At 48.0% G+C, this 26,181-nt stretch carries 19 protein-coding genes; 11 read left to right on the top strand and 8 right to left on the bottom strand.

Going from position 1 to position 26,181, the window contains the following annotated elements; translation table 11 throughout:
• Positions 1 to 304: 304 nt before the first annotated feature.
• Positions 305 to 1,267: a YitT family protein gene (locus HU824_RS04490; protein ID WP_176468215.1), complete on the top strand. Its 963-nt coding sequence runs from the start codon at positions 305 to 307 to the stop codon at positions 1,265 to 1,267.
• Between the two features lie 163 nt (positions 1,268 to 1,430).
• On the opposite strand, the gene HU824_RS04485 is transcribed toward HU824_RS04490, so the two are convergent.
• Positions 1,431 to 2,063 (bottom strand): DUF4294 domain-containing protein, encoded by a 633-nt coding sequence (locus HU824_RS04485; protein WP_176468214.1) that lies wholly within the window; start codon positions 2,061 to 2,063, stop codon positions 1,431 to 1,433.
• A 97-nt stretch (positions 2,064 to 2,160) separates the two neighbouring features.
• Between HU824_RS04485 and HU824_RS04480 the strand changes: the two genes are divergently transcribed.
• Positions 2,161 to 4,206, top strand: coding sequence for a helix-hairpin-helix domain-containing protein (locus tag HU824_RS04480; protein ID WP_176468213.1), 2,046 nt, complete (start codon positions 2,161 to 2,163; stop codon positions 4,204 to 4,206).
• Positions 4,207 to 4,285: 79 nt separating this feature from the next.
• Here the strand turns inward: HU824_RS04480 and HU824_RS04475 are convergent, their stop codons facing one another.
• Positions 4,286 to 4,489, bottom strand: a complete 204-nt coding sequence (locus HU824_RS04475) for a helix-turn-helix transcriptional regulator (protein ID WP_008662275.1) — start codon at positions 4,487 to 4,489, stop codon at positions 4,286 to 4,288.
• On the bottom strand, positions 4,482 to 4,796 hold the full coding sequence (locus HU824_RS04470; protein ID WP_246866879.1) for a hypothetical protein: 315 nt from the start codon (positions 4,794 to 4,796) through the stop codon (positions 4,482 to 4,484). Before HU824_RS04470 ends, HU824_RS04475 begins: the two co-directional genes overlap by 8 nt.
• A 376-nt stretch (positions 4,797 to 5,172) precedes the next feature.
• Between HU824_RS04470 and HU824_RS04465 the strand changes: the two genes are divergently transcribed.
• The gene (locus HU824_RS04465; RefSeq protein ID WP_176468212.1) at positions 5,173 to 5,946 is read left to right on the top strand and encodes a radical SAM protein; all 774 of its coding nucleotides are present in this window, start codon (positions 5,173 to 5,175) and stop codon (positions 5,944 to 5,946) included.
• A gap of 127 nt (positions 5,947 to 6,073) precedes the next feature.
• Here the strand turns inward: HU824_RS04465 and HU824_RS04460 are convergent, their stop codons facing one another.
• On the bottom strand, positions 6,074 to 6,958 hold the full coding sequence (locus HU824_RS04460; RefSeq protein WP_136009129.1) for a DNA/RNA non-specific endonuclease: 885 nt from the start codon (positions 6,956 to 6,958) through the stop codon (positions 6,074 to 6,076).
• 147 nt (positions 6,959 to 7,105) lie between these two features.
• Here HU824_RS04460 and HU824_RS04455 point away from each other — a divergent pair, with 147 nt between their 5' ends.
• Complete coding sequence (locus tag HU824_RS04455) at positions 7,106 to 8,086, top strand: Rpn family recombination-promoting nuclease/putative transposase (protein ID WP_176468211.1); 981 nt, start codon at positions 7,106 to 7,108, stop codon at positions 8,084 to 8,086.
• A 205-nt stretch (positions 8,087 to 8,291) separates the two neighbouring features.
• Here the strand turns inward: HU824_RS04455 and HU824_RS04450 are convergent, their stop codons facing one another.
• On the bottom strand, positions 8,292 to 9,968 hold the full coding sequence (locus tag HU824_RS04450) for a SulP family inorganic anion transporter (RefSeq protein WP_136009131.1): 1,677 nt from the start codon (positions 9,966 to 9,968) through the stop codon (positions 8,292 to 8,294).
• 322 nt (positions 9,969 to 10,290) lie between these two features.
• Here HU824_RS04450 and rbr point away from each other — a divergent pair, with 322 nt between their 5' ends.
• Together rbr and HU824_RS04440 are read left to right on the top strand one after the other, a co-directional pair.
• Complete coding sequence (rbr, locus tag HU824_RS04445; protein WP_176468210.1) at positions 10,291 to 10,869, top strand: rubrerythrin; 579 nt, start codon at positions 10,291 to 10,293, stop codon at positions 10,867 to 10,869.
• A 126-nt stretch (positions 10,870 to 10,995) separates the two neighbouring features.
• On the top strand, positions 10,996 to 11,163 hold the full coding sequence (locus tag HU824_RS04440) for a hypothetical protein (protein WP_168354266.1): 168 nt from the start codon (positions 10,996 to 10,998) through the stop codon (positions 11,161 to 11,163).
• Here HU824_RS04440 and HU824_RS04435 read toward each other — a convergent pair.
• From HU824_RS04435 to nadB, 3 genes are read right to left on the bottom strand one after another with little or no spacing between them, the layout of a single operon-like run.
• Entirely contained in the window at positions 11,160 to 13,343 is a 2,184-nt protein-coding gene (locus HU824_RS04435; protein WP_176468209.1) for a hypothetical protein, read from the bottom strand. The two genes, HU824_RS04440 and HU824_RS04435, sit on opposite strands and share 4 nt — an antisense overlap.
• 30 nt (positions 13,344 to 13,373) lie before the next feature.
• On the bottom strand, positions 13,374 to 15,122 hold the full coding sequence (locus HU824_RS04430) for a transglutaminase domain-containing protein (RefSeq protein ID WP_176468208.1): 1,749 nt from the start codon (positions 15,120 to 15,122) through the stop codon (positions 13,374 to 13,376).
• Positions 15,123 to 15,140: 18 nt separating this feature from the next.
• Positions 15,141 to 16,712, bottom strand: coding sequence for an L-aspartate oxidase (gene nadB / locus HU824_RS04425; protein WP_176468207.1), 1,572 nt, complete (start codon positions 16,710 to 16,712; stop codon positions 15,141 to 15,143).
• 443 nt (positions 16,713 to 17,155) lie between these two features.
• On the opposite strand from nadB, the gene HU824_RS04420 reads away from it, so the two are divergent.
• From HU824_RS04420 to HU824_RS04400, 5 genes are all read left to right on the top strand, one after another.
• Positions 17,156 to 20,278 (top strand): TonB-dependent receptor, encoded by a 3,123-nt coding sequence (locus tag HU824_RS04420; RefSeq protein WP_246866884.1) that lies wholly within the window; start codon positions 17,156 to 17,158, stop codon positions 20,276 to 20,278.
• Positions 20,279 to 20,290: 12 nt separating this feature from the next.
• The gene (locus HU824_RS04415; RefSeq protein ID WP_176468206.1) at positions 20,291 to 22,303 is read left to right on the top strand and encodes a RagB/SusD family nutrient uptake outer membrane protein; all 2,013 of its coding nucleotides are present in this window, start codon (positions 20,291 to 20,293) and stop codon (positions 22,301 to 22,303) included.
• Between the two features lie 205 nt (positions 22,304 to 22,508).
• Positions 22,509 to 22,910 (top strand): PH domain-containing protein, encoded by a 402-nt coding sequence (locus HU824_RS04410; protein ID WP_176468205.1) that lies wholly within the window; start codon positions 22,509 to 22,511, stop codon positions 22,908 to 22,910.
• Between the two features lie 193 nt (positions 22,911 to 23,103).
• On the top strand, positions 23,104 to 24,462 hold the full coding sequence (gene lpdA / locus HU824_RS04405; protein WP_176468204.1) for a dihydrolipoyl dehydrogenase: 1,359 nt from the start codon (positions 23,104 to 23,106) through the stop codon (positions 24,460 to 24,462).
• A gap of 174 nt (positions 24,463 to 24,636) precedes the next feature.
• On the top strand, positions 24,637 to 26,118 hold the full coding sequence (locus HU824_RS04400) for a D-alanyl-D-alanine carboxypeptidase/D-alanyl-D-alanine-endopeptidase (protein ID WP_176468203.1): 1,482 nt from the start codon (positions 24,637 to 24,639) through the stop codon (positions 26,116 to 26,118).
• Positions 26,119 to 26,181 lie beyond the last annotated feature (63 nt).

The raw sequence follows: 26,181 nt of genomic DNA, 5'->3' as shown, positions 1-26,181 counted from the left end.
GTTTTCCTGTTACCAACAATATTTTCAACAGATTGCAAAATAATCCGGAAGAAGGGTTACTGTCTTTTTATTATTTATGCGAATCAGTAGTTGAACCCTGTTCATAACGCTTCCGGCAAGGAAGCAGATGTTAAGCTATCGACCTTTAACTCTTGAGCCCGAAGGGCGATAACTTCTTCTACTCCCTTTAACTCCCTTGGATGAACGAAAGAGCCACGTCTGTTCTGTAATTTATCTTACGGCATATACCTGATGTTTTCCTATAATTTTGTATATTTGCCGTATATATATAAATCATACCAGTATGAAAAAGATAATATCTTCATGGATAGGCATCTTTGTAGGTTGTACTATTCTGGCGGCAGGTTTCGTGTATTTTATCAATCCTTACAATCTTGTTCCCGGCGGGGTGTATGGGGCCAGTATCGTGCTTCATAACTTGTTTCCTTCCGTTCAGGTAGGTACGTTCGGTTATATGTTTGATATTCCTTTGCTGATAATTTCCGTATTGGTATTGGGAGCGAAACTTGGAGCACGTACCATCGTGGCGGCACTTTTCACCCCGCTTGCCATGAATGTGCTGTCTTTCCTCTCCTATCCTTCCGAGGAAGCGCTCCACCGGTTGGACCCTACGCAGTTGTTGGGCGGAAGTCTGGATATGTCAGACCATTTGATGTTGACTTCCGTGATTGGTGCGGTGGTCATTGGGGTGGGCTGTGGCATCGTAGTGCGTAGCCAGGCTACTACAGGGGGCACGGACATCGTGGCGATGATATTGCAGAAATACTGTCATATACGTTTTTCGAAGGCGATATTGCTGGTAGATGGCATTGTGGTGGGTTTCGGGCTGCTGGTTATCGGTTTCGGCATCGGCAATCCGGATGACGCCACGCAACCCTCGTGGCACTTGTCTTTTTATTCGCTCATTGCCATTTTTGTTACTTCGAGGGTATTGGCATACGTGATAAACGGTGAGAAGAATGACAAGATACTGTTTGTGATCAGTGACATGCGGCTTACCGCCTTGCACGATTATATTCTTAAGGATTTGGACCGTACGGCCACTTGCATCAAGAGCAGCGGTCTTTATACCAAGGCAGACAAGCAAATGCTGTTTCTTGTGGTAAGCTACAAGGAAGTGATAGGCATCAAGCAGAAGATAAGGGAAGTGGATCCTAAGTCTTTTGTGGTGGTTACCGATGCGTACGATGCCTTTGGCGAAGGATGGAAAGAACTTCCGATGGTAGGGGAGGTGCAACCCGAATAAGCGGAGTAATCAACAATTGGTTCATTCTGTTATCAACAATTGTTTTTTTTTGTAAATCAACGTGTTATATTTTGTTTCTTTACATTTGTAACAATGTTGTCAACATGTATGAGATTCAGATGAGCTCTTTTTTAAGAGCCACGGCTTGGGTTATCAGAGATTATCAAAGCTGCCCGCTTTCCACCATCAGTATCACCCGTTCGGTCAGTGCATCCTCTCCCATGGGGTCGTATTGCTTTTTCAGGCTGGCGCCGAAGAGTGCGGCGAAAGCCTGGTAGAACCCGGCTTTGAAAGAGCCCATGAAAGCTTTTACCAATTCATATCCGGTGGAGCGGGTCTGTCGGTCTACCAGTTTTATCAACAGTTTGCCCTGGGCAAAGGTCAGCTTCTTCATGCGGGGAGTGTACTGCTCCTTCAAGCTTTTCTCTACTGCTTTCATGTGTTTCTGGCGGGCTTTTTCGGTGGGCAGGGTCATCATGTATTCGTAGGTTTCGATGATGGCACGGTTAATCTCCTTGGAAATGGGAAGTACCTTCTTTACGTCACGGATGAGTTTGTAGTACTTGTTCATGTCGCGCTTGTTCTTGAACCTGAGCGGCTTGAAGATGTAGACAGTGGGGAGCTTGATATAAGGGATGGTATCTCCTTCGTGAACGCACATGGGAGTAAGATAGACACTCTTTTGTGCAGCAGGCCGAGGTTGTTGCTGCGCAAAGCATTTCAGGCTTCCGAGAGAAAGAAACATGATGAGTATTACTATGTTAAGCCTTGCGTTCATGTTGCAAAAGTACACCATTCTGTGTAATGTTGTTGCATTATGTTGATTTTTCCTTGCTCAATTAACTTATTTAAGGTAACTTCGCTTCCCAAAACATGAAAATGACCTACTATTAATGGAATTACTCAAGATAGGAGTTTTTGTAAGTATGCTGTCAATGACTCCTATGCTTGAAGCTCAAAATACATCCGGCCTTCAGAAAGAACAGCCTTTGCTTCTTTTGGAAGAAAATCTGGAACAACTTTCCATCGGGAATGAGGAAGAATACGGTTGGGAAGATGAATTGGAGGAGTTGTCCCGACGTCTGCAAGAGCCTGTCAACCTCAATGCCGCCACTAAACGGCAATTGGAGCAGTTTCCTTTTCTTACGGATATACAGATAGAGAATCTTCTGGCTTATGTCTATATACACGGACAGATGCAGACCATTTATGAATTGCAGCTGGTGGAGGAGATGGATAAACGTACCATCGACCTACTGCTGCCCTTTGTCTGTGTGCGGGCAGTGAAAGCGGGTAGGGGGTATCCTGCTTTAAAATCTATACTGAAATACGGGAAACACGAAACATTGGCACGGTTGGACGTGCCGTTCTATATCCGTAAAGGATACGAAAAGAATTACCTGGGACCTTCCCCTTACCATTCTTTGCGCTATGGTTTTCATTACGGAGATTATCTTCAGATAGGCATGACGGGAGAGAAGGATGCCGGAGAACCTTTCTTTGCCCTGCACAACGGAAAAGGCTATGATTACTATTCTTTCTATTTTCTGATAAAGAATCTGGGAAGGCTGAAGGCTTTGGCATTGGGCAATTACCGTCTGAGCTTCGGGCAGGGACTGGTACTCAGTACGGATTTCCGTTTAGGAAAAACATTCTCTATGTCTACAGCAGAGTATCGTACCGGAGGCATCCGTAAGCATAGTTCTACCGATGAGTACAATTATTTCCGGGGAGCGGCGGCAACGGTGGGAGTATTGCCTTACCTGGATATTTCAGCTTTCTATTCGCACCGCTCCATGGACGGAGTAGTGGAGGACGGAGAGATAACCTCCATTTACAAGACGGGATTGCATCGCACGCAGAAGGAGGCAGATAAGATGAATGCCTTTGCCTTGCAGGTAATAGGTGGAAACATGACCTATGAAAAGAATTCTCTGAAGGTGGGAGTAACGGGGATTTACTATTTTTTCAACCGTCCTTACGAGCCTCGGTTGAACAAGTATGCAAAGTACAATCTTCATGGAAGTGATTTCTATAACGTGGGCATGGATTATAGGTATCGTCTGGGCCGTTTTGTCTGGGTAGGGGAAGCGGCAACCGGCAGTAAAGGCTATGCGTTGCTGAACCGGCTGAAGTATAATCTTTCTTCCGATTATCATCTGCTACTTGTTCACCGGTATTATTCATATGATTATTGGACTTTGTTTGGGCGTTCCTTTGGCGAAAGCAGTATGCCGCAGAATGAGAACGGATGGTATCTGGCAGCAGAGGCCACACCTTTCGCCCGTTGGAAGTTTTTCGCTTCACTGGATATGTTTTCTTTTCCTTGGTGGAAATACCGTATAAGTAAGCCCTCAAAGGGAGCGGATGCCATGTTTCAGGTTGCTTATACTCCTCGAAAGAGCCTTTCGATGTATTTTAATTATCGGTACAAACAGAAAGAAAGAGACGTGACGGGTACAAGCGGTACAGTTATCGAACCTATCTATCACCATAAACTCCGTTATCGGTTGACCTATATGGCGGGAAGATATATCTTTCGTACTACAATAGATTATAACCACTTCCGCCAGCAGGATGGGGAAGGGTATCGCTTTGATAGACGGCAAGGTTATCAGTGTACTCAACTTTGCTCGTACACTTTCCCCTTCCCTCTGTCGGTTTCCGTGCAGGGAACTTGGTTTCATACGGACGATTACGATTCGCGTGTTTACGCCTCCGAGCGTGGATTGTTATATACTTTCTATACCCCTTCTTTCTATGGCAAAGGATTCCGTTACTCCACTCATCTGCGATATGATTTGAGTAAGAACTTCATGTTTCTTGCCAAGTTCGGACAGACGGTTTATCAGGATAGGCAGACGATTGGTTCGGGCAATGATGAGATACCGGGAAATAGGAAAGCGGACTTGCAGATGCAACTGCGTATCAAGTTTTAGAAACTGTTTTAATTTTATTTTTCAGGTTGCTCAGAAGAAAACTGAAATAAAATTAAAACAGTTTTTTAGAGCCTTCTCTTTATCTGTCACTTTCTTCCAGCATGAAAATTTCATTTACAGTCTTTCCGAATATCTCTGATATTTTCAATGACAGCAAGGTGGAAGGGACATACTTTCCCGATTCTATGGCATTGATGGTTTGCCGGCTCACTCCTATGGCTTCAGCCAATTGCTGTTGGGTCATATGCTTGATGGCTCTTTCTACCCTTAATGTATTAGTCATTGTTGCTCCTCCTAAATTTATAAAGTTCAATGTTGTACTTTATGATGAACAGAAACAATATCATAAACAAGTCTATGAATACAAAATTAAGATATTGCATGTCATAAATCAGCATAGTGCATACTATCAGTAGGGAATACGCTGTTATGGTAGCCCAGATAAGAGAGTTTGAACGAATATTGGCAATGCATTCATCTTCGTCCTTTTCTTTTGAGAAAGCTATGAACAAGAGTGAAGCCGTAAGCCCTATCATACTCAACTCGTCGAATAAAGAGTTCTTGATAATACCCCAGGGAATTACTGACAACGCGTTTACCTTCAATCAATCTTCATTGCTGCCGTCGAAGAGGCAGATGAAGGACGTGATGGCGAATGGGACAAATAAACACCAACCTATCTTTCTGAAAGTGGTTGGAAATAAATAGTTCTTTCTCATAATACTATACATTTAGATGTCTGTAAATGTAATGTATGCTTTACATATAAACAAGTAAAACATATAAAATGTAATGTATAGTTTACTTTTATAGCATAAAATCTATGCTTTATAAAGGGAATATTTTCTTTTATGGGTAAACTTTTGCAAGCCGAACATTGCCAGATACCATAGTTTTCACTTAACTTTGGAGCGGTAAGATTGTTTAAGCATTAATCAAACCGTAAATCGTCAAATCATAAATAGTATGACTGTCATTTATCCATCTCCCATATTCGGTCCCGTTCATTCTCGCCGTCTGGGAGTATCTTTGGGAATAAATTTATTGCCGGCAGACGGCAAAGTATGCACCTTCGACTGTATTTATTGTGAATGTGGTTTCAATGCCGACCATCGTCCCAAACAGCCGTTGCCTACGCGCGAAGAAGTTCGTTCGGCCCTTGAAGCCCGCCTGCGGGACATGCAGCAAAACGGGCCTACACCGGATGTACTGACTTTTGCCGGTAATGGAGAACCGACGGCACATCCTTGTTTTCCCGAAATCATAGAAGATACACTTGCCTTGCGCGACAAGTATTTTCCGAATGCAAAGGTGAGCGTACTGAGCAATTCTACCTTTATCCATCGTCCTGCCGTATTTGAGGCTTTAAACAAGATTGACAACAACATCCTTAAACTGGATACGGTGGATGAAGAGTATGTCCGTGTACTTGACCGTCCTGCCGGACATTATTCCATCCGGAAGATTATAGAAGGAATGAAAGCGTTCAAAGGGAACTGCATTATCCAGACCATGTTTCTCAAAGGAAGTTATAAAGGACAGGATATGAATAATACATCCGATAAATTTGTTCTTCCCTGGCTGGAAGCTGTCAAGGAGATTGCTCCCCGTCAAGTGATGATTTATACCATCGACCGTGAAACGCCCGACCATGATTTGCAGAAGGCCACTCATGAGGAACTGGATTGCATTGCGGAACGGATACGGGAAACGGGTATACCGGTAAGTGTTTCTTATTAATAATATGCTAATGAAATCAATAGCAATTAAAGATGTAAGCGAGAGCTTCTTCTGAGTGATAGGCAAAGAGTGGATGCTGGTTACGAAGAACATTTCAACAAGATGTCTGGGTAAAGGAATAACTCCTTTACCACAGTTTCAAGTCATACTCGGTTTCCACCTTTTCTTCTATTTCATCCGGAAGGGCGGGGAAGAAGTCGATACCTGTAATCCGTTCTACTTCGTCCACTGTATTGACGTAGCTGTCCAACGGATGATTGCCCGACGCATTCTTATAAATGAAGCCGATGGCTTTGGGGGGATTGCTGTCTGCACACAGAACGACCTTGAAAAATGCTTCGGGCACTGTAATCTTGTGCTTCTTGCCGATGGTGCGGTGACGTTGGTCATAGAGAATAGGACCGCATACGATGTATATCCTGCCTTCTTCTTGTGCCCAACGGCGGCATGACTCTTCCAGTTCTTTCCAGTCGCCACGGTTCAGATTGTGATTCTGCGGGCAAATGTTTGTCATGTAGAAGCTCTCTTGCATGGCTTTCCAGTGCCAGCGGTTGTCACCGGCAGGACACATGTGTCCGCGGTCCATGCCGGCTCCCTTGTAATCGTCGGTGGTTACCGCCTCGTCTTCTGGCAAGTCGGGGTCGGGGAGGAACTTGTCTGTGCGGCTTTCACGCTCCACCAGCTTCTCGGGAGTGAGTTCCCAGGCTACCCAGTTGGGTATTTTCAACTCCTTGTTGTAGGATACTGTGTATCCTTTCCGATACAGTATCTGTTCGGTGGCATGTTTCAATTTAGCCGGTATTTCCAGTTTTGTTCCATTGGCAGCATGGAACGGCGTGGCCTCTTTTTTTGTATCTTGTTTTTCGGACGTATGCTGTGTGCTACTTTGTTCTTCTCTGTGTTTTTCATACACGGTTTGTCGTATAGGTTCGTAAACCAAGCATACCAAGACTATAAATATCAGTAGATAATTTATTTTTAGGGGTTGTTTCTTTTTCTTTCTTCTTACCATATTGTTTTTAGGAGGTGTCAAGTTGTCTGAATCAGAATTATATTCCGCTCTTTATTTTTTCAGTGCAAAGATATGTTTTTAAATGCTTTTTACGATTATAATCGTTACCTTTGTTGTTGTCGAACCAATAATGAGGAATAAATGATTATGGGAAGTGAAGGATTGCGCGAGCGTTATGTGAACCCTTATACTGATTTTGCTTTTAAACTATTGTTTGGCACGGAGCTGAACAAAGAGTTGCTCATCAGTTTCTTGAATGCATTGTTGCCTGGCGAACAGATAATTACGGATGTCACCTATTTGAATACCGAACATCTGGGGACGCAAGAGCGTGATCGGCGGGCAGTGTTCGACATCTATTGTGAGAACAACCGAGGGGAGAAATTCTTAGTAGAGATGCAAAAAGGAGAACAAGCTTTCTTCAAGGAACGTAGCATCTATTATGCCACGTTTCCCATTCGTGAGCAAGCCGTTAAGGGACAGGATTGGGACTATGGCCTGAAAGCAGTCTATACCATAGGTATCTTGAACTTCATCTTCAGCGATGATTCCGGTATTGATCAATTTTATCACGAAGTGAAGCTTGCCGATGTACATACAAAGAAAGTGTTTTATGACAAGTTGACGTTCATCTATCTGGAAATGCCCAAATTCAATAAGGAGGAACATGAACTGGAAAGCATGTTTGATAAATGGATGTTTGTACTGCGTAATCTCTCGCGTCTGATGGTTCGTCCTCAGGCGCTTCAAGAGCGCGTGTTCGAACGTTTGTTCCGCGCTGCTGAGATAGCAAACTTCAATAAAGTGGAGTTGATAGAATATGAAGATAGTTTGAAGAATTATCGTGACTGGTACAGCGTGATAAAAACGGCTGAGCAGAAAGGGTTGGAGTTAGGCATAGCAAAAGGTATAGAGCAAGGTATAGAGCAAGGTATAGAGCAAGGTATAGAGCAAGGCATAGAGCAAGGATTACAGCAAGGATTACAGCAAGGATTACAGCAGGGGTTAGCCGAAGGCAAATTAGAAAAACAAAAAGAGATAGCCCGAAACATGAAGCAGATGGGGCTGGCAACAGAAATAATAGCCGGAACCACCGGACTTCCTATAGATGAGATAAGAAATCTATAATTTCATCGGTGCAAGCTTGAGGAAGAGGCTGCCTCAAAATAGAATTTGAGAATTGAAAAACTTCTGGATTGAAACTGCAAGCAGAAAAAATCCCTCTATTTTGTCCTTATATAAACTAAGGGCTAAAATAGGGGGATTTTCGTACTCTAACTTATGATTTATAAATTAGGATGTTTCGATTTTTTTTATTTTGAGACAGTTCCCTTTATAACAACTTCTTGGCCCTTTCCAGTGCTACATTTATATTCGGACAGATATTTTCTTCACCCAACAGCTCATAGAAGCTAGATTTCTGTAATACTTTATGTACCTTTTCGTTGACACCGGAGAGCACGATGGTTATTTTTTCCTTTTGAGACATCTCGCAAAGGCTAGTCAAGTTGTGAATACCCGTAGAGTCGATGAACGGGACTTTGCGCATGCGGATGATACGTACTTTGGGGCGGTCGCCCAACTGTGCCATGGTTTCTTCGAACTTGGTGGCGATGCCGAAAAAGTAGGGACCGTTTATCTCGTACACTTCCACACCTTCTGGGATTATCAGGTGTTCTTCATGGCTGGCAATGTCCGTTTCAGAATTAGGGTCTATTTCATCCTTGATGACGGATATTTCGGTAGTCTCCATGACACGGCGCATAAACAGCACGCAGGCAATCACCAAGCCCACTTCAATGGCAATGGTCAGGTCGAAGATGACGGTCAGGAAGAAAGTAATCAGCAGTACCGTGACATCCGATTTAGGATTCTTCAATAATGCCTTGAACGTGCGCCAGCCACTCATGTTATAGGATACTATGACCAGTACACCCGCCAGGCAGGCCATCGGTATATACTGTGCCAGCGGCATGAGGAACAGCAGGATGAGCAGCAATACCACCGCATGCACCATGCCGGCTACGGGAGTTTTCCCTCCATTGTTGATGTTTGCCATGGTACGTGCAATGGCTCCGGTGGCAGGTATGCCGCCAAACAGCGGAGTAGCCATGTTGGCAACACCCTGGGCTATCAATTCTGTGTTGGAGTCGTGCTTGTCACTGATTACACCGTCGGCCACAGTGGCGGAGAGCAGAGACTCGATGGCACCCAGTACGGCGATTGTGATGGCGACGGGGAACAGATTCTTTATTGCTTCCCAGTCCAGGGCAGGCATCACGGCTTCAGGCAGTTCGGCACGGATGCTGAAACGGTCGCCGATGGTATCGATGCAGTCGATGCCTCCATACGTCTTCATCAGCCAGACGGCTACTGTCACCACGATGATGGCAATGAGCGAACCCGGAATCTTTTTCGAGAACCGGGGAGTAATGGCGATGATAAAGATACTTATGATACTTACAAGTGTATTCCACCAGTTGATTGTATCGAAGTGTTGGAAATAAATTATCCATTTTCCTACAAAGTCTCCCGGAACCTTCTCGCCTCCGAACGTCAGTCCGAAGATATCGGCAATCTGCGTGGTGAAGATGGTGACGGCGATACCGCTTGTGAAACCTACGATGATGGGATAAGGGATAAACTTGATGACGGCTCCCAGCTTGAACACTCCCAGCAGGATAAGCAGTACGCCTGCCATCAGTGTGGCGACAATCAGCCCCGATTCACCATATTGCTGGATGATGCCATAAATGATGACGATGAACGCGCCGGTCGGTCCTCCAATTTGCACCTTGCTTCCTCCCATCAGGGAGATGATGAAACCGGCTATGATAGCCGTAATGATACCTTTCTCCGGTGATACGCCGGAGGCGATGCCGAATGCAATGGCCAGCGGAAGGGCAACGATACCTACGATGATACCTGCCATCAAGTCTGCCATGAATAGTTCTTTTGAGTAATTTTTTAAAGCCGTGTATAGCTTTGGTCTGAATTCGAACGCTTTCATTATAATCTACTTTTTTTATATGTTTCTTATACAGAATGTAATGTACATGTTGCAAATTGCCTGCAAAAGTAGATAAAATAATGGATATTAGTGAACACAACTATGATGTATTTTGTTTTGTTTATCAGATATGTGCTGTTAATTATGTCTGTAATGCCTTTTCGGATTATCGCTGGAGATAACTTCTTTCTATAAGACGATAGGTAGATTTGATGAGGCAAAAGTGTGGCTGCTTTAAACTAAATTCATAATTTTGTGTTATTTATAAACAAGACGAACGATATTTATACGTAATTACATTAACTAATAAAAAAAAGAAACTATGGCTAAGAGTGTTAAAGGAACTCAGACAGAGAAGAATCTGCTGACTTCATTCGCCGGTGAATCACAAGCAAGAATGCGCTACACTTATTTTGCAAGTGCGGCTAAAAAAGAAGGTTACGAACAGATTGCTGCTATCTTTACGGAGACAGCCGACCAGGAAAAGGAGCATGCAAAACGTATGTTCAAGTTCTTGGAAGGTGGCATGGTAGAGATTACAGCCAGCTATCCTGCCGGTGTTATCGGCACTACGCTGGAAAATCTTCAGGAAGCTGCTGCCGGTGAGCACGAAGAATGGTCGTTGGACTATCCCAAGTTTGCTGACATTGCAGAACAGGAAGGTTTTCCTGAAATTGCTGCCATGTACCGCAACATCTCTATTGCCGAGAAGGGACACGAGGAACGCTACCGGGCTTTTATCCGGAATATAGAGACTGCCAGTGTATTTGCCAAGGAAGGCGAAGTGGTATGGCAATGCCGTAACTGTGGTTTCGTTTACACTGGTAAGGAAGCACCCGAGGTTTGTCCGGCTTGCTTGCATCCGCAGGCTTACTTCGAAGTAAAGAAGTCAAACTATTGATGATAATTTCCTCATAGAGAGAACAAAGTCCCGCAGAGCGAAAGCAAGCTCTGCGGGGCTTTTTGTTTGCTGTGACAGTCATATAGCTTGTAGCTGCACATTTGCTGCAGCGTCACTGCAAACAAATTGCAGTGCGACTGCAAAACTGTTGCAGTGCTGCTGCAAATCAGTTGCAGTGCTGCTGCAAACCGGTATGCAGTGACGCTGCAAAAAGTATGCAGTCGTTTTGCAGTGGCTGTACAGTACGACAGCAAGCTGTGTATGGCGATGCTGCAGCGGGCAGAGAAGGATTAATAGCCGGTTGTTGGAGATGTAGGGGGATTAATGGTTGCTTGGAACACTATTGAAAGTGCTTCATAACTGTTGGCAGCATCGGTTATTTCAAGCAGTTTCTCCCAGTTGGCTACCGGTTCCGTCTTGTGGTTGATGCGTTTTTCGGCTTTTATTCTTAATGTTCCGTCTTCAGTGGTGGCTTGGACAATGAAAGCGCCGCAGTCGTTTTCTACTTTTACGTTCAGTCTTTCCAGGCCTTCGGGAGAAATTCGATAACCTTCCGGCAGATTGACTGTGATGTCCCATTGGTAACAACGGGGCATCTCCCAATAAATGTCCTCCTTGCGCAGGCGTTGTTCGCCTTTCAGCTCTGGCTGTGACCCTATCAACCGACCTACGGAGAGAACAAAGTTTGTACCCGCTTTCTTTACGTATCCGTCCAGTACATAGTCCACTTGATAGGCAAGTGCCGCACTGTCTGCCCGGTTTCCGATGCTGAAAAGCTGGTAGCCGAGGAGTGTTTCCAGTCCTTCTTCCGAGCCATGATAACCGATGATTTCATTGCGGTAACGCTCTTTCTCCTGCTCCCGTTCACGGCGGTAACTTTCGCGCAGGTCGGCATGGAATTTTTCTTTGGTTTCGTCGTAGATAGTGGCTGTAATACCCAGTTGGCGACGAATGGAGTTGTAAAGGTCCTCGTCCATAATGAGGTAGGGTTGGAAGTGTTCTTTCAGAGCACCGCTCATCTCTTCCCGGCGACTGATGTGGAGAGTGGTGCCGCTTATAGAAGCGTTTATGGTAGCCATATCCCGGTTGTCTTGGGGAATGGCAGAGGGAAGGGTAAGGCATGTGTTGTCTTCCAGTATGGCTTCTTCGCCTTGCAGGCTGGCAGGCACTTCACCGGGAACAGCATAGCAGGCCGGTGGAGTATAGTATTTTCCGTTGGCCTCCAGATAGATAAACCAAGTGGTATTGCTGTAGTTGATGAGCTGGTCCAAAGGCTCCCGGGTATCTTTGGTCGTGATTCCTGTCCGGTGGGGAATACCTGCTTTTTCCAGAAGTTCGTGCATCAGCAGGATGAAACTGGCGGGAGTATAGTCTGCACCGTTTTCCATATACCGGTAATAGCAGTATTGGTAGAGGTAGTCCATCAGTTTCTTATCGCTCCATCCTTCGGCTTGACGGGCTTTGAGGGCTTTGGATATTTCGCCTTTCCGTCCGCTGCGCAGACCGGACCAGTTGGTGCCGGGAGCCTTCATGGAGGCACGTGTGTCATCTGTCATCAGCTTCGGATTGGGGTTGGCATATAGTCCGGGTTTACGGGCGCTGGGTGGCATCCAGGCATAGGGTGTCTTGCTGTTGTAGATGTACATCAGAATCATGGGCGTTTGCCGGGCACTGTTGTACCAGAAGTCGGGAATGACACGTCCGGAATCTCCGGTATGCAAGTCGAGAATATGGTTTCCTTCGGTATCGGTACTGTGGTCGAAGTCCCTTGCTCCGTTCAGGCAACGGTAGAAAGTGCTCAGCTTCGGGTCTATTTCGCAATGGATGGAATAGGCAAGCAGAGGATAGCTGTCCATAAAGTAAAAGCCGAAAGGTTCGGGGTTCTGGTTGTTCAGTATGGTGTATCGTACGAAGAACAAGTCGATGATGTCTCCGGTTTCCAGTCCGGGTACGGCCAGCTTGTTCCATTTTTCTTGGACGTTGCGACTGCTTGGAAAGCCGCTTTCATCGGTTTCCATGTACTCTTGCGGGTCTATTTCCTTGACTGTTCCGTCCGGTTTGATGATGCGTACGCCCAGTATCCGCTGTTGTTCGTTGTGGGTGTAGCGTTCTTTTTTCTGGGAAAGGAAGCTGAACTGTGACATCTCTTCCAGCGCACTTTGGCTGTTGATGTATACCATTTGGCGGTAGATGCTGCGGCAGGTTATCTGTTGTTTGGTCAGTCCCATTCCCCACCAGTCCAACTTGGTTTTCCGGGTTACCTCCAGACGGCTGTGTGCGGCAAGGATAACGGCAGGTTCGTTTCTGTATTTCTCGGGTACAGTCATATTTTTAAAGTCGGGCAGGTTCAGCGACCATACTTCATTGCGTACTTCGCTTACGAGCGCAGCATATTTGTCTTCTTCCTTTTGGGCATTCAGTCCCGAAGTGGCAAGTAACATCAGCAGTAGTAGGAAAGAACGTGTTGTTTTCATGGTGATGGCGTTTTATGTTCAATTATTTGTTTAAAGGGTGCTTTGCCGGATTACTATCTGTTCGTTGCAGGCTTTTTTCCATTGTCGCAGGGCATCATTCCAAGCAGGGATAAGAGCAAGTGGAATACGTTTTCTGCGTATCTCCATCACTTTTCGGAAGTGGATATATCCTGTTCCGGCGCGGTAGGAGCAACTGAGGATGCCCTGATTCGTTTCAATGTGAAAGTCTGCAGGCAAATAGGACACGGCATATCCTTGTGGAATATCAATCGTTACCTCGCGTACAATACGGCATCTCCGCGGCAGTAGGTAATCCTGCTTGCGGCGGGTGGTGTCAATGGGCTGGTGGAAGAAATCTTCGTGCGGGTCTGCTTCGAGGCAGTACTCTCCATCGGCCGATTGTACGGCAGCGGTATTGTTTATCTGATTGTTTAGCAGGTCTGTCTGCTTCTCCTTGGGGGTGTCATGGTAGAGACTGAGCAGGTATTCCTTGTATTCGCCCGTACTTACGCGGGTGGCGGTGCCTTTCAGGGTAGGGGGATTGCTGTCCGTCATCAAGCGATAGTGATAATTGAGACTGTCCGTAGAGGCGGAGGCATCCTGCTGGGGAAGAATCAGTATCAGGCAGCTGTCTCCGTTTTCTACCAGTGCTTTTCGGCCTTGTATACCTTGGGGGATGTCTTCGGGCGGTAGGTATCGGTAGGTGGCATCCAGGCAATATCTTTTCCCTTGATGGAAAAGAAGGCAGAAGGCATGGTTGATGGCAGCCAGTGTCGGCACTTCGTCGGGAGAACTGGCGATGTCGTCCGTACCGATATAGGCCATTCGGGCATCGAATCCTTGGGCTTTCAGCAATGTGCGCAGCAGGAGTGCCATTCCCTTGCAGTCGCCGTAACGCTTGCGCAGCACTTCGGCAGGCCAGTCGGGCCGATGTCCTGCCAATCCGTTTTCAAAGGCGATGTAGCGTATGTTCTGCTGTACGTAGGCATAGGTGCGGCGTATCTTCTCCAGTTCATCGGTGCATCCGGCAGTAATTTCATTCGTCAGCATTTCGACTTGGGGGAGAGTGCAGTCCACCTCGGCCAGTCCGTTCAGCCAGCGGTACATGGCCTGTACATCGGCAAAGGGACCGGTCACCAGCAGATGGGGATAGAGGCAGTTGTCTGCGGGAGCAGCTTCTTCCTTTCGGGTGGCAGGCACTCCTTTTAAGGTGTAGACAAAAAGGGAATCCCCTTCCTTATTCACGCTCTTTTCACACCGGATGCCGGGACCGAAGTTCTTCTCCACCAACCGGAAACGGGACAGTGCGGCAGGAATGGTGACGGTGATACGTTTCTTGCGGATGAAGTATTCCTCCGGAAAGTAGATGCGTGTAAAGTAGCGCAGGTCATGGAAGGTACGGCTAAACTGTACGGCCGCCTTTTTCCCCTGCCGGCTTAGGGAGAGGTTGAAGTAGCAGATACGGGTATCGTCGAAGAATACATTTTCCGGTGTGGCATGGCGGTGGATGGCTTTGGGGGCAAGTACTCCCTTAGCTTTGGCTTCGTCCAGAGAGATGAATTCGCCATAGAACATATGAGGTTGTACGGTAGCTCCCATTCGTGAAGCTTCATATTCGGTCTTTCGGGTGTTTTGTACGATGGGGTTGTTTCCCGGGCCTTCTTTAAAAACATAGCTGTCTTCACAGCAGTTGATGATGATATTGTCGTCCATCGTCTGACTGTAGAGACAGCTTGAGAAAATATACAAAAAAATGAAAGAGAAATATTGTTTCTTCATGATGGAGAGGATTTATGTTTATTTCTTGGCGTGCGGATAGTCTATCGTGTAGTGCAGTCCGCGGCTTTCCTTGCGCTCCATGGCTTGCTTGGTTATCAGATACCCTACGTTTATCATGTTGCGCAGTTCGCACAGTTCGCGGGTGGCTTTGCTCCGCTTGAAAAGGGCTTCCGTCTCCTCATAGAGGATGTCCAGGCGGTTCCAGGCGCGTGTCAGCCGGGTATTGCTGCGGACAATGCCTACGTATGCCTCCATAATCTGGTTCACTTCCTTCATGCTTTGTGTGATGAGGACACGTTCTTCGGTGGAAATGGTACCTTCGTCGTTCCATTCGGGAATGTCTTCGTTGAAGTCATAACGTTCCAATACGCTCAGCGCGTGTTTGGCTGCCGCGTCGGCATAAACCACGGCTTCAATCAGTGAATTGCTTGCCAGGCGGTTGCCGCCATGCAGTCCGGTGCACGAGCATTCGCCTATGGCGTACAGACGGCGGATGCTGCTCTGTCCGTCCAAATCTACCTTGATGCCGCCGCATAGATAATGGGCGGCGGGGGCTACCGGTATGTATTCCTTTGTAATGTCTATGCCGATGCTGAGGCATTTCTTGTATATGTTCGGGAAGTGCTTCTTGGTTTCTTCGGGGTCTTTGTGGGTGACGTCCAGATACACATGGTCTTCACCGCGCTGTTTCATTTCGTTGTCGATGGCACGTGCCACGATGTCACGCGGGGCCAGCGAGAGTCGCGGGTCATACTTCTGCATGAATTCCTTTCCGTCTTTGGTGCGCAGCACGCCGCCATAACCGCGCATGGCTTCGGTGATGAGGAACGAGGGGCGGTCTCCCGGGTGGAAAAGGGCTGTAGGATGGAACTGGATGAATTCCATGTCCTTCACTGCTCCCTTGGCACGGTATACCATGGCAATGCCGTCTCCCGTGGCCACCAGCGGATTGGTGGTGTGGCGGTAAACGGCTTCGCAACCGCCCGTTGCCATGATGGTGACTTTGGAAAGGAAGGTGTCCACCTCGCCCGTCGCTTCGTTCAGCACGTAGGCACCGTAGCACTTGATGCCGGGAGTGTGGCGGGTCACGATGATTCCCTGATGATGCTGGGTGATGATTTCCACGGCGTAGTGGTCGGTCAGTACGGTGATGTCGGGATGCTGCTTTACGGCTTCAATGAGGCTTGTCTGTATTTCTGCGCCCGTATTGTCCTTATGGTGGAGGATACGGAATTCGGAGTGGCCGCCTTCCTTGTGCAGGTCAAATTCTCCGTTCTCCTTCTTGTCGAAGTTCACTCCCCATTTGATAAGCTCCTCGATTTGTCCGGGGGCATTGCGCACCACCTTCTCTACGGCTTCACGGTCGCTGATCCAGTCACCCGCAATCATGGTATCTTCTATATGCTTTTCAAAGTTGTCTACGGCCAGATTGGTGACAGAGGCGATACCTCCTTGTGCAAAATAAGTGTTTGCCTCTTCCAAACCTGCCTTGCAGATGAGGGCTACTGTTCCTTTATGCGCTACTTTCAGCGCAAAACTCATACCGGCAAGTCCGGAGCCGATAACGAGAAAATCGAACTTTCTTACCATAGGTTTTGTGTATTAAAACGGTCACAAAGATAGTGTAAACCTTCTTAAAAACACATATCTTAGTTATAAAAACAATGCAAATTGCATAGAATCTTCTCTGGATGTATTATAATGATTAGAGTATATTGAGATTCCATATACTTTAATATTTATTTTTGCCCTTCTTACAACAACTAAGCATGGGTGATTCATATATGAATATTTAAAATATTTTTTTATTATATGCTTTTATAATAAAAAGTTGTATATCTTTGCGCTGCAATTAATATAATGTAGACAAACCTGATGGATTTATTGATAGATGGAATAAAAACATTTGTTAACATTAAACAATCACTTTTATGTTGAAACGACTAAAAACAGTCAGTATGATGCTGTTCTTTTTGAGTACTTCTGCAGGAACAGCGTATGCAGTAGCTGATTACGGTATGGACAATGTACTGATGACTCAGCAGAGTGGTACGTGTACGGGTGTGGTAAAAGACATGGCCGGTGAAACCGTTATCGGAGCGTCGGTAGTGGTAAAAGGAACTACCGTGGGTACCATTACGGGAATTGACGGGGATTTCTCTATCCCCAATGTGAAGAAGGGAGACGTTATCCAGATTTCTTTTGTGGGATACCGCACACAGGAGGTGGTATGGAACGGTACTCCGTTGAACATTGTGCTTGAGGACGATTCGCAGGCACTCGAAGAGGTAGTTGTAGTGGGTTACGGCAGCCAGCGCAAGGTAAATGTGACAGGTGCTGTAGCTATGGTAGATGCCAAAGCGATTGCTTCCCGTCCGGTGGCTAATGCTTCGCAGGCTTTGCAGGGCGTGGTGCCGGGATTGAACCTGACGGTGGGCAACAGCGGTGGTTCGCTGGATGGCCGTCTGAGCATCAATATCCGTGGTACGGGTACGATTGGCGACGGTTCTTCTTCTGGTCCGTTGATTTTGATTGACGGTATCGAAGGTGACTTGAACACGGTGAATCCGAATGATATTGAATCGGTATCCGTATTGAAGGATGCCGCTTCGGCTTCTATTTACGGTGCGCGTGCTTCGTTTGGTGTGATTTTGGTTACTACGAAGAGCGGTAAGAGCGGTAAAACGAATGTGAGCTATTCCGGTAACGTGCGTTTCAGCAATGCCATCGGATTGCCGGATGTGATGGATTCTTATAAGTTCGCGCAGTACTTTAACCGTGCCAACAGCAATCGAGGCGGTGGAGCTATCTTCTCAGATGCAGTGATGGAGCGTATCAAGCAGTATCAGGAAGGTACTTTGAAGGCTACTACCGTGGACAACGGTTCAGGTATCTGGCAAAAGTGGTCCAATGCCAATGGCAATACCGACTGGATGGACGAATTCTTTGGCGGATGGGCACCTTCGCACGAGCATAATGTGAGTATCAACGGTGGTTCGGAAAAGACGCAGTTCATGATGAGCGGCAGTTTCCTGGACCAGGACGGTTTGATTAACCATGGCTCGGACAACTTCCAGCGCTATACGCTGAATGCGAAGATTTCTACTGCGGTGACAGATTGGTTCAAGGTGACTCTGAATACTAAATGGACGCGCGAGGATTTCAATCGTCCGACGTACCTGACCGGTCAATTCTTCCACAATCTGGCGCGTAAATGGCCTGTACATCCGGCTTACGACCCGAACGGATTCCCGATGGATGAAGGCGAAGTGGAACAAATGGAGAACGGCGGTAAGCAGAACAGCCAGAAGGACTTTTTCACCAACCAGTTGAACATGATATTCGAACCTATCAAGAACTGGAAAATCAACTTGGAGGGAAGTGTGCGCACTACCACGCAATACCAGCACTGGGAAGTGCTTCCGGTACAGGCCTATGACGTGGAAGGAAATCCTTATTATACCGTATGGGACATGGGATATGGTGGTTATTCTGCGGGTTCTTCGCGCGTGAACGAATATTCTTGGAAAGAGAATTACTATACCACTAATATCTATTCGGACTACTTTAAGCAATTTGACAATGGGCATTACTTCAAGGTAATGGCAGGTTTCAATGCCGAACTTTATAAAACGAGAAACATCTCGGCCCAGAAGAATACATTGATTTCGCCCAATGTACCGACCTTGGATACAGCTACCGAAGACCCGACTGCCAGTGGAGGTTATGACCATACTTCCGTGGCTGGTTTCTTCGGCCGTATCAACTGGAGCTACAAAGACCGTTATATGTTCGAGGCCAATGGCCGTTACGACGGTTCGGCCCGTTTTGTAGGAGACAAGCAGTGGGGATTCTTCCCGTCGTTCTCGGCAGGTTGGAACATTGCCAATGAGGCATTCTTCCAGGATGTGGCCGAAAAGATAGAGCTGGGCAGCCTGAAGTTAAGAGCTTCTTGGGGACAGTTGGGTAACGTGAACACTAAAGACCCGTGGCATCCTTTTGCACAGTCGATGCCTAATGGCAGCAATTACGGTTGGCTGGTGAACGGAAGCCGTCCGAACTATGCTTCTAATCCGGGAATGGTGAGCGCCGCCCTTACTTGGGAAACGGTGGAAACACTGGACTTCGGTTTGGATTGGTCGTTCCTGAGCAATCGTTTGACAGGTTCGTTCGACTACTTCGTGCGTAAGACAAAGGACATGGTAGGTCCTGCTCCCGAACTGTCGAATGCTTTGGGAACTTCTGTTCCGAAGGTGAACAACTGCGATATGAAATCCTATGGATGGGAATTGGAACTGGGCTGGAGAGACCGCATAGGCGAATTCTCGTACGGAGCGAAGCTGGTACTGTCTGACGACCGTCAGAAGATTACCCGCTATCCCAACGAATCCATGAGCATCGGTTCTTATTACAATGGCAGAATGCTGGGTGACATTTGGGGATATACCACTATCGGTATAGCTCAGACTCAGGAAGAGATGGATGCACATCTTGCCAAGGTAGACCAATCTGCTTTGGGTAGTGGCTGGGGAGCCGGCGATATCATGTATGCCGATTTGGACGGCGACGGCAAAATCAGCAGCGGTTCTTCCAAACTGGGTGATACGGGTGATTATCAGATTATCGGTAACAACACACCCCGCTATAAATTTGGTCTGACACTGGATGCGGCTTACAAAGGTTTTGATTTCCGCGTATTCTTCCAGGGTATTGGAAAACGTGACCTGTGGTTGACGGGTAACTACTTCTGGGGTGCCAATGCACAAGGTAACGAATGGCAGGCTGCCGGTTTCGAGGAACACTGGGACTTCTGGCGTCCGGAAGGCGACCCCTTGGGAGCCAACCTGAATGCTTACTATCCGAAAGTGAACTTCAGTGGCGGCAGAAACACACAGACGCAGACACGTTACCTGCAGAATGGTGCTTACTTGCGTATGAAGAACATCCAGTTGGGATATACTTTCCCGCAGAGATGGATACAGAAGGCAGGCATGACCGGACTTCGTCTGTATGTATCGGCCGACAACCTGCTTACTTTCACCAGTCTGTCCGACATCTTTGACCCTGAAGCTACGGGCGACTTGGCAGGATCTGGTTCGGGTAAGTTGTATCCTTTGCAGAGAGTTGTATCAATTGGTGTAAACGTTAATTTTTAAAGACTGAGAATTATGAGACTTAAGAATATAGTAGTTCAGGCTTGTGCCATGGTAGGAGGAGCGCTTATGTTCTCTTCTTGCACAGATTATTTGGACAGAGAGCCACTGTCATCGGTCACTCCCGATGCCTATTTTACGACAACCGACCATTTTGCCGCTTATTCCATCAGCCAATACAATAGTTTGTTTTCTACACATGGCGGCTATGGCATGGGAATCGGTGCGGGCGACGGCAGCACGGACAATGCAGTGTCAGGTGGTTACAGTGCCACTTATTATGAGGAAGGATACTGGCGAGTGCCCAATACGGGTGGCGGTTGGAGTTTTTCGTTGATTCGTTATTGCAACTACTTTTTCGAGCAGGCTGTGCCTAAGTTCGAGGCAGGTCAGGTGTCGGGCAATGCGGCTGACATCAGACATTATATAGGCGAGATGTACTTCTTGCGTGCCATGGTTTACTTCAATTACCTGAAATCTTTCGGTGACTATCCTATCATCACGGAAGTGTTGCCGGACGACAAGGCGGTAATGATGGAGAAGGCGGTGCGCCAGCCCCGTAACAAAGTGGCGCGTTTCATTCTGGAAGATTTGGACAATGCGATTGAGCGATTGCATGAGTGGGGCTTTGCGGGAAATAACCGCATCAACAAGCAAGTGGCTCTGCTTCTGAAGTCGCGTGTGGCATTATACGAGGCTACATTCGAGAAGTACCATAAGGGAACGGGCCGTGTGCCGGGCGACGAAACCTGGCCGGGCCGGAGGGTGCATACAGGTTTCAGCCTGAACGTGGACGAGGAAGTGAACTTCTTCCTGAGAGAGGCGATGGATGCTGCGGAGCAAGTGGCGGATGTGGTGACGCTGACCCCTAACTCGGGCACGCTGGAGCCACCCACAATCACGACAGTTTCGGGATGGAATCCTTACTTCGAGTTGTTCGCTTCGGAAGACTTGAGCGATAATAGCGAGGTGCTGATGTGGAGAGAATACGCCAAGTCGGGTTCGTTTACCATTGCACATGGTGCGCCGGCATGGGTACAATCCGGCAGTAACCACGGGTTGTTGAAGAGCTATGTGGAGAGTTTCTTGATGACCGACGGTATGCCTTGGTATGCGGCTACTAGTGTGGCTCCGTATGAGGGCGACGAAACGCTGGACGAAGTGAAGGCGAACCGCGACGAGCGTTTGCAGCTGTTTATGTTTGGCGAGAGCAATTTCTTGCCTTTCCACTCGCAGCAGAGTGCGCAGGGCGAGCAGTACTTCCGCCCACATCCGGTATCAAACCGTCAGGAGATGCAAGATCGCACGGGCTATCGTTTGCGCAAGTATGCCAGCTTCGACCAGGCTCAGAATGTATGGGGAAAGGCCGAATCGACCACAGGCTGCATTGTCTTCCGTGGTGTGGAGGCTTACTTGAACTATATAGAGGCTTCTTATTTGCTGAATGGCAACATCAACTCGAAGGCATCTCAGTATTGGAGAGCCATTCGTAATCGTGCAGGCGTGGATGCGGACTTCGAGAAGACGATTGCCGCCACGGATATGAGCAAGGAGACGGACTGGGGAAAGATGTCGGGTGGACAACTGGTGGATGCTACTCTGCTGAACATCCGTCGTGAACGTCGTTGCGAGTTTATCGGTGAGAACATGCGTTGGAGCGACCTGGTTCGCTGGCGTTCATTCGACCACATGCTGACGGAGAGATGGGTGCCCGAGGGCTGTAACTTCTGGACGAAAATGCACGAATATTGCAATCACGATGAGAATGGAGCTGAAGTGAATTACAGCTATACGGGGGTAGAGGGTGCGAATATCTCTGATCCGAAGTATAAATATCTGCGTCCTTACTCTATTATGAAGGATAATAATCCGGTGTATGAAGGGTATATTTGGGCGAAGGCCAACTATTTGTCTCCTGTACCTATCCGCGAGATGGAGTTGCTGTCACCGGATGAGACGGTGGGTAACTCGGTGCTGTATCAGAATCCTTATTGGCCCGAGACTGTGAACGGAACGGCTATTGAGTAGTCCGGATCGGATGACAATAAAAATAATGAGGGCTTTTATACACCCTCGTTAAGTTTAGACATAATAATTTAATTGAAAAGGCAAGGGAGCTCGTGAGAGTTTCCTTGCCTTTTTGCTGACATGGGGGGCACAGCTCTTTCATTTAAGGGATTATGTCTTTCGTATCATAAAAATGCGTACCTTAGCGACAAAAATCAGAACACTAATGAATAGAATCTTTCATGCGCGCATTGCTATGGGGCAGTATTTGTTCCTCATCTTGATAGGTATTCTCACCGTCTATATGCTTTGGAGCAAGCTTTCGCTGCCGGCTGCTCTTTTCATGCTTTGGCTGGTGGTTATCATTGAGAAGCTTATCCATACCACCTATACCGTAACGCCCGACGGGAAGTTGATGCTGTCCTTCGGCCGTTTTTCCAGGAGCAAGGAAATTCTGGTAAAAGACATCGCTTCCGTGGAGCGTGCTTCTTCCATGCAGATAGGACGGTTTGCAGTGATACGCTATGTGCTCGTGAAATATGGCGAGGGCAAGTGTGCAGTGCTTCTTCCCGTCAAAGAGGAGGAGTTTATCCGGTTGCTGGAGGAACGGAGGAGGGGGGAGCGATAGTGTGTGCTCCTATCGTGAACGCTTTATTTTCCCGAGGGGAGAATTCCGTTTGACAGACACTGGCATTTGTCAATTTTACAAAGAACCGTGGTTTTCCGATGCATTCTCCGAAAGAAAAAACTGTTCTTTTTTGTCGGAGAATACGGGTTTTATTAACTTGCGCACAAATTAATCACTAACCATTGATTGACCTATGAAATACCAAGTTGCCATTATCGGCGGAGGTCCTGCGGGATATACTGCTGCCGAAGCTGCCGGAAAGGCAGGACTGAGTGTCGTACTGTTTGAAAAGCAAAGTCTTGGTGGAGTATGCCTGAACGAAGGGTGTATTCCCACCAAGACTTTATTGTATTCTGCCAAGACATACGATGGGGCACGTCATGCCTCGAAGTATGCGGTGAGTGTATCGGAGGTAACCTTCGATTTGCCCAAGATTATAGCCCGTAAGCAGAAGGTAGTGCGCAAGCTGGTATTGGGAGTCAAAGGAAAGCTGACTGCCCATGGTGTTTCGATTGTCAGCGGTGAAGCCACGGTAGCGGACAAGAATCATGTGGAGTGCGGCGGAGAAACCTACGAATGCGAGAACCTGCTGCTCTGTACCGGTTCCGAAACCTTTGTCCCTGCCATTCCCGGCATAGACAAGGTGCCTTACTGGACCCACCGTGACGCGCTGGACAACAAGGAACTGCCTGCCTCGCTTGCCATCATCGGCGGCGGTGTCATCGGTATGGAGTTCGCCTCTTTCTTCAACAGCCTGGGAGTACAGGTGACCGTCGTCGAGATGCTGGACGAGATACTGGGAGGCGGTATGGACTGCGAGCTGGCGGGGATGCTCCGTGCAGAGTATGCCAAGCGGGGAATCAAGTTCATGTTGAGTACAAAAGTGGTATCTGTCATGCCGGATGCTGCCGAAGCTTCTTCCCTTATCCGGGTGAATTATGAAACAGCCGACGGTCCCGGTTCCGTCGTTGCCGAACGGCTTCTGATGAGCGTGGGCCGCCGTCCGGTAATGAAAGGCTTCGGCCTGGAGAATCTGGGCTTGGAAAAGACGGAACGCGGAAATGTCCTTGTCAACGCACAGATGCAGACCTCCGTTCCCGGAGTATATGCCTGCGGCGACCTGACGGGCTATTCCTTGCTGGCACATACAGCCGTCCGCGAGGCGGAAGTAGCCATACATTCCATCATCGGCAAGAAGGATGCCATGAGCTACCGTGCCATCCCCGGCGTGGTATATACCAATCCCGAAATAGCCGGTGTGGGCGAGACGGAAGAGTCCCTGCAGAAGAAAGGCGTAGCCTACCGTGCCGTGAAGCTGCCGATGGCGTACAGTGGCCGTTTCGTCGCCGAGAACGAAGGTGTGAACGGCGTCTGCAAGTTACTGTTGGGCAGTGACGATACCGTATTGGGAGCACATGTTCTGGGCAATCCCGCTTCCGAAATCATCACGCTGGCAGGCATGGCCATCGAGTTGGGGCTGACTGCCGATGAATGGAAGAAGATCGTTTTTCCGCACCCCACGGTGGGAGAAATATTCAAGGAGGCGTTGTAGAGTCCATGACTGTTGTCTCATATAAACATAAAAGATGAAGACTGTAAAGCTAATCACCTGCGACAGGCCGCATCTCCGGGCACTGAGCATTGGGAGTATGTATGCAGCAAGTGCGGCACTCGTTTTGAGAAGCCGGTGGCGAAAGGAACAGTTGAAGAATAATCAGGTGTACTTATGAAAAGGATATTGTTGCTGTTAATTTTATCCGTCTGCCTGCTGCCGTTGTGGGCTCAAGAGGCGGTAGCTCCGGTGAAGCCGCTCTCTGCGCGGATTGATGCGTTGATAGAACACAAACTTCCCGCAGGTTCCAACGTGGCGATTTCGGTCTATGACCTGACTGCCGGAAAGCCCTTGTACGGCTATCAGGCGGACAAGCTTTCCCGTCCCGCTTCCACCATGAAGCTGCTGACCACCATTACCGCACTTGCCCGCCCCGAAGCCGACGAGCCGTTCCGTACGGAAGTGTGGTACCGGGGAACCATTGAGCGCGATACCTTGCAGGGGGATATGTATGTGATAGGTGGTTTCGACCCGGAGTTTGATGAAGAGGCATTGGACTCCCTGGTGGCTGCCGTGGCCCGCTTCCCCTTCTCCGTCATCCGGGGCAAGGTGTATGGCGATGTCTCCATGAAAGACTCCTTGTATTGGGGCAGCGGCTGGCTGTGGGACGATACGCCCTATTCCTTCCAACCCTATCTCTCACCGCTGATGCTGAACAAAGGAGTGGTGACGGTCACCGCCACATCCGGCGAACGGGGCGACAGCGCACACCTTGAATGTACTCCCGTCTCTTCCTATTATACACTGACGAACAAGACCTGTAGCCGTACCCCTTCTGCCGGACGCTTCCGTGTGGGGCGCGACTGGCTGGTGAACGGGAACAACATCACCGTGGCGGGCAACGTCGATGCCCGCCGTACAGGTACGGTCAATATCTTCTCTTCTCAGGACTTCTTCATGCACACCTTTATGGAACGGTTGCAGGCACGAGGCATCCGGTGCATTCCGACGGCAGGAGCAGAATCTGAAGCTTTTGAAACGGTGGTGAAGCCCTCTGCCGTTGCCTCTTCTTACCTCTTCGGCGAGTTCCGCCGAGACAGCCTCTCCGTGCGGATGGCGTTCTACGAAACTTCCGTGCAGGATGTGGTGAAACAGATAATGAAGGAGAGCGATAATCTCAATGCCGAAGCCATGCTCTGCCGGTTGGGTGTGCAGAGCAGCGGAAAGAAGCGTGTCTCTGCCGAGGACGGGCTTTCTGCCATCCGCATGCTGATAAAAGAGATGGGATATAACCCCGATAGGTATAATCTGGCAGATGGTTGCGGCCTTTCCAATTACAACTACATTTCTCCGGAGCTTTTGGTTTCCTTCCTCAGATACGCCTACTCGCGTACTGATGTGTTTCAGAAACTCTATAAGGCTTTGCCCATCGGTGGAGTGGACGGTACGCTGGGGTTTCGCATGAAGAAGGGCACCCCTTCCCATGGGAACGTACATGCCAAGACGGGTTCCTTTACTGCCGTCAACTGCCTGGCCGGTTACCTTAAGGCCCGCAACGGACACGAAATAGCCTTTGCCGTCATGAACCAGAATGCACTGTCGGGCAGGGAAGCACGCGCTTTTCAGGATGCGGTGTGTGATGAGGTGATACGTTGAGGTTTAGCCATTGTAAAGTTGACCTTTAGTGTCGTAAAGTTAAGGTTTGGCTTCCTAAAGCAG

Origin of the sequence: Bacteroides sp. L10-4 (genome assembly GCF_013373675.1) — a bacterium.
Taxonomy (GTDB): domain Bacteria; phylum Bacteroidota; class Bacteroidia; order Bacteroidales; family Bacteroidaceae; genus Bacteroides; species Bacteroides muris.
The sequence above is the reverse complement of the archived record's forward strand: the minus strand, read 5'-3'. Positions and strand labels throughout refer to the sequence as shown.

Coding starts and splice junctions, on each gene's coding strand:
- HU824_RS04490 (WP_176468215.1), top strand. CDS start 305: ATGAAAAAGATAATATCTTCATGGATAGGCATCTTTGTAGGTTGTACT.
- HU824_RS04485 (WP_176468214.1), bottom strand. CDS start 2,063: ATGGTGTACTTTTGCAACATGAACGCAAGGCTTAACATAGTAATACTC.
- HU824_RS04480 (WP_176468213.1), top strand. CDS start 2,161: ATGGAATTACTCAAGATAGGAGTTTTTGTAAGTATGCTGTCAATGACT.
- HU824_RS04475 (WP_008662275.1), bottom strand. CDS start 4,489: ATGACTAATACATTAAGGGTAGAAAGAGCCATCAAGCATATGACCCAA.
- HU824_RS04465 (WP_176468212.1), top strand. CDS start 5,173: ATGACTGTCATTTATCCATCTCCCATATTCGGTCCCGTTCATTCTCGC.
- HU824_RS04460 (WP_136009129.1), bottom strand. CDS start 6,958: ATGGTAAGAAGAAAGAAAAAGAAACAACCCCTAAAAATAAATTATCTA.
- HU824_RS04455 (WP_176468211.1), top strand. CDS start 7,106: ATGGGAAGTGAAGGATTGCGCGAGCGTTATGTGAACCCTTATACTGAT.
- HU824_RS04450 (WP_136009131.1), bottom strand. CDS start 9,968: ATGAAAGCGTTCGAATTCAGACCAAAGCTATACACGGCTTTAAAAAAT.
- rbr (WP_176468210.1), top strand. CDS start 10,291: ATGGCTAAGAGTGTTAAAGGAACTCAGACAGAGAAGAATCTGCTGACT.
- HU824_RS04435 (WP_176468209.1), bottom strand. CDS start 13,343: ATGAAAACAACACGTTCTTTCCTACTACTGCTGATGTTACTTGCCACT.
- HU824_RS04430 (WP_176468208.1), bottom strand. CDS start 15,122: ATGAAGAAACAATATTTCTCTTTCATTTTTTTGTATATTTTCTCAAGC.
- nadB (WP_176468207.1), bottom strand. CDS start 16,712: ATGGTAAGAAAGTTCGATTTTCTCGTTATCGGCTCCGGACTTGCCGGT.
- HU824_RS04420 (WP_246866884.1), top strand. CDS start 17,156: ATGACTCAGCAGAGTGGTACGTGTACGGGTGTGGTAAAAGACATGGCC.
- HU824_RS04415 (WP_176468206.1), top strand. CDS start 20,291: ATGAGACTTAAGAATATAGTAGTTCAGGCTTGTGCCATGGTAGGAGGA.
- HU824_RS04410 (WP_176468205.1), top strand. CDS start 22,509: ATGAATAGAATCTTTCATGCGCGCATTGCTATGGGGCAGTATTTGTTC.
- lpdA (WP_176468204.1), top strand. CDS start 23,104: ATGAAATACCAAGTTGCCATTATCGGCGGAGGTCCTGCGGGATATACT.
- HU824_RS04400 (WP_176468203.1), top strand. CDS start 24,637: ATGAAAAGGATATTGTTGCTGTTAATTTTATCCGTCTGCCTGCTGCCG.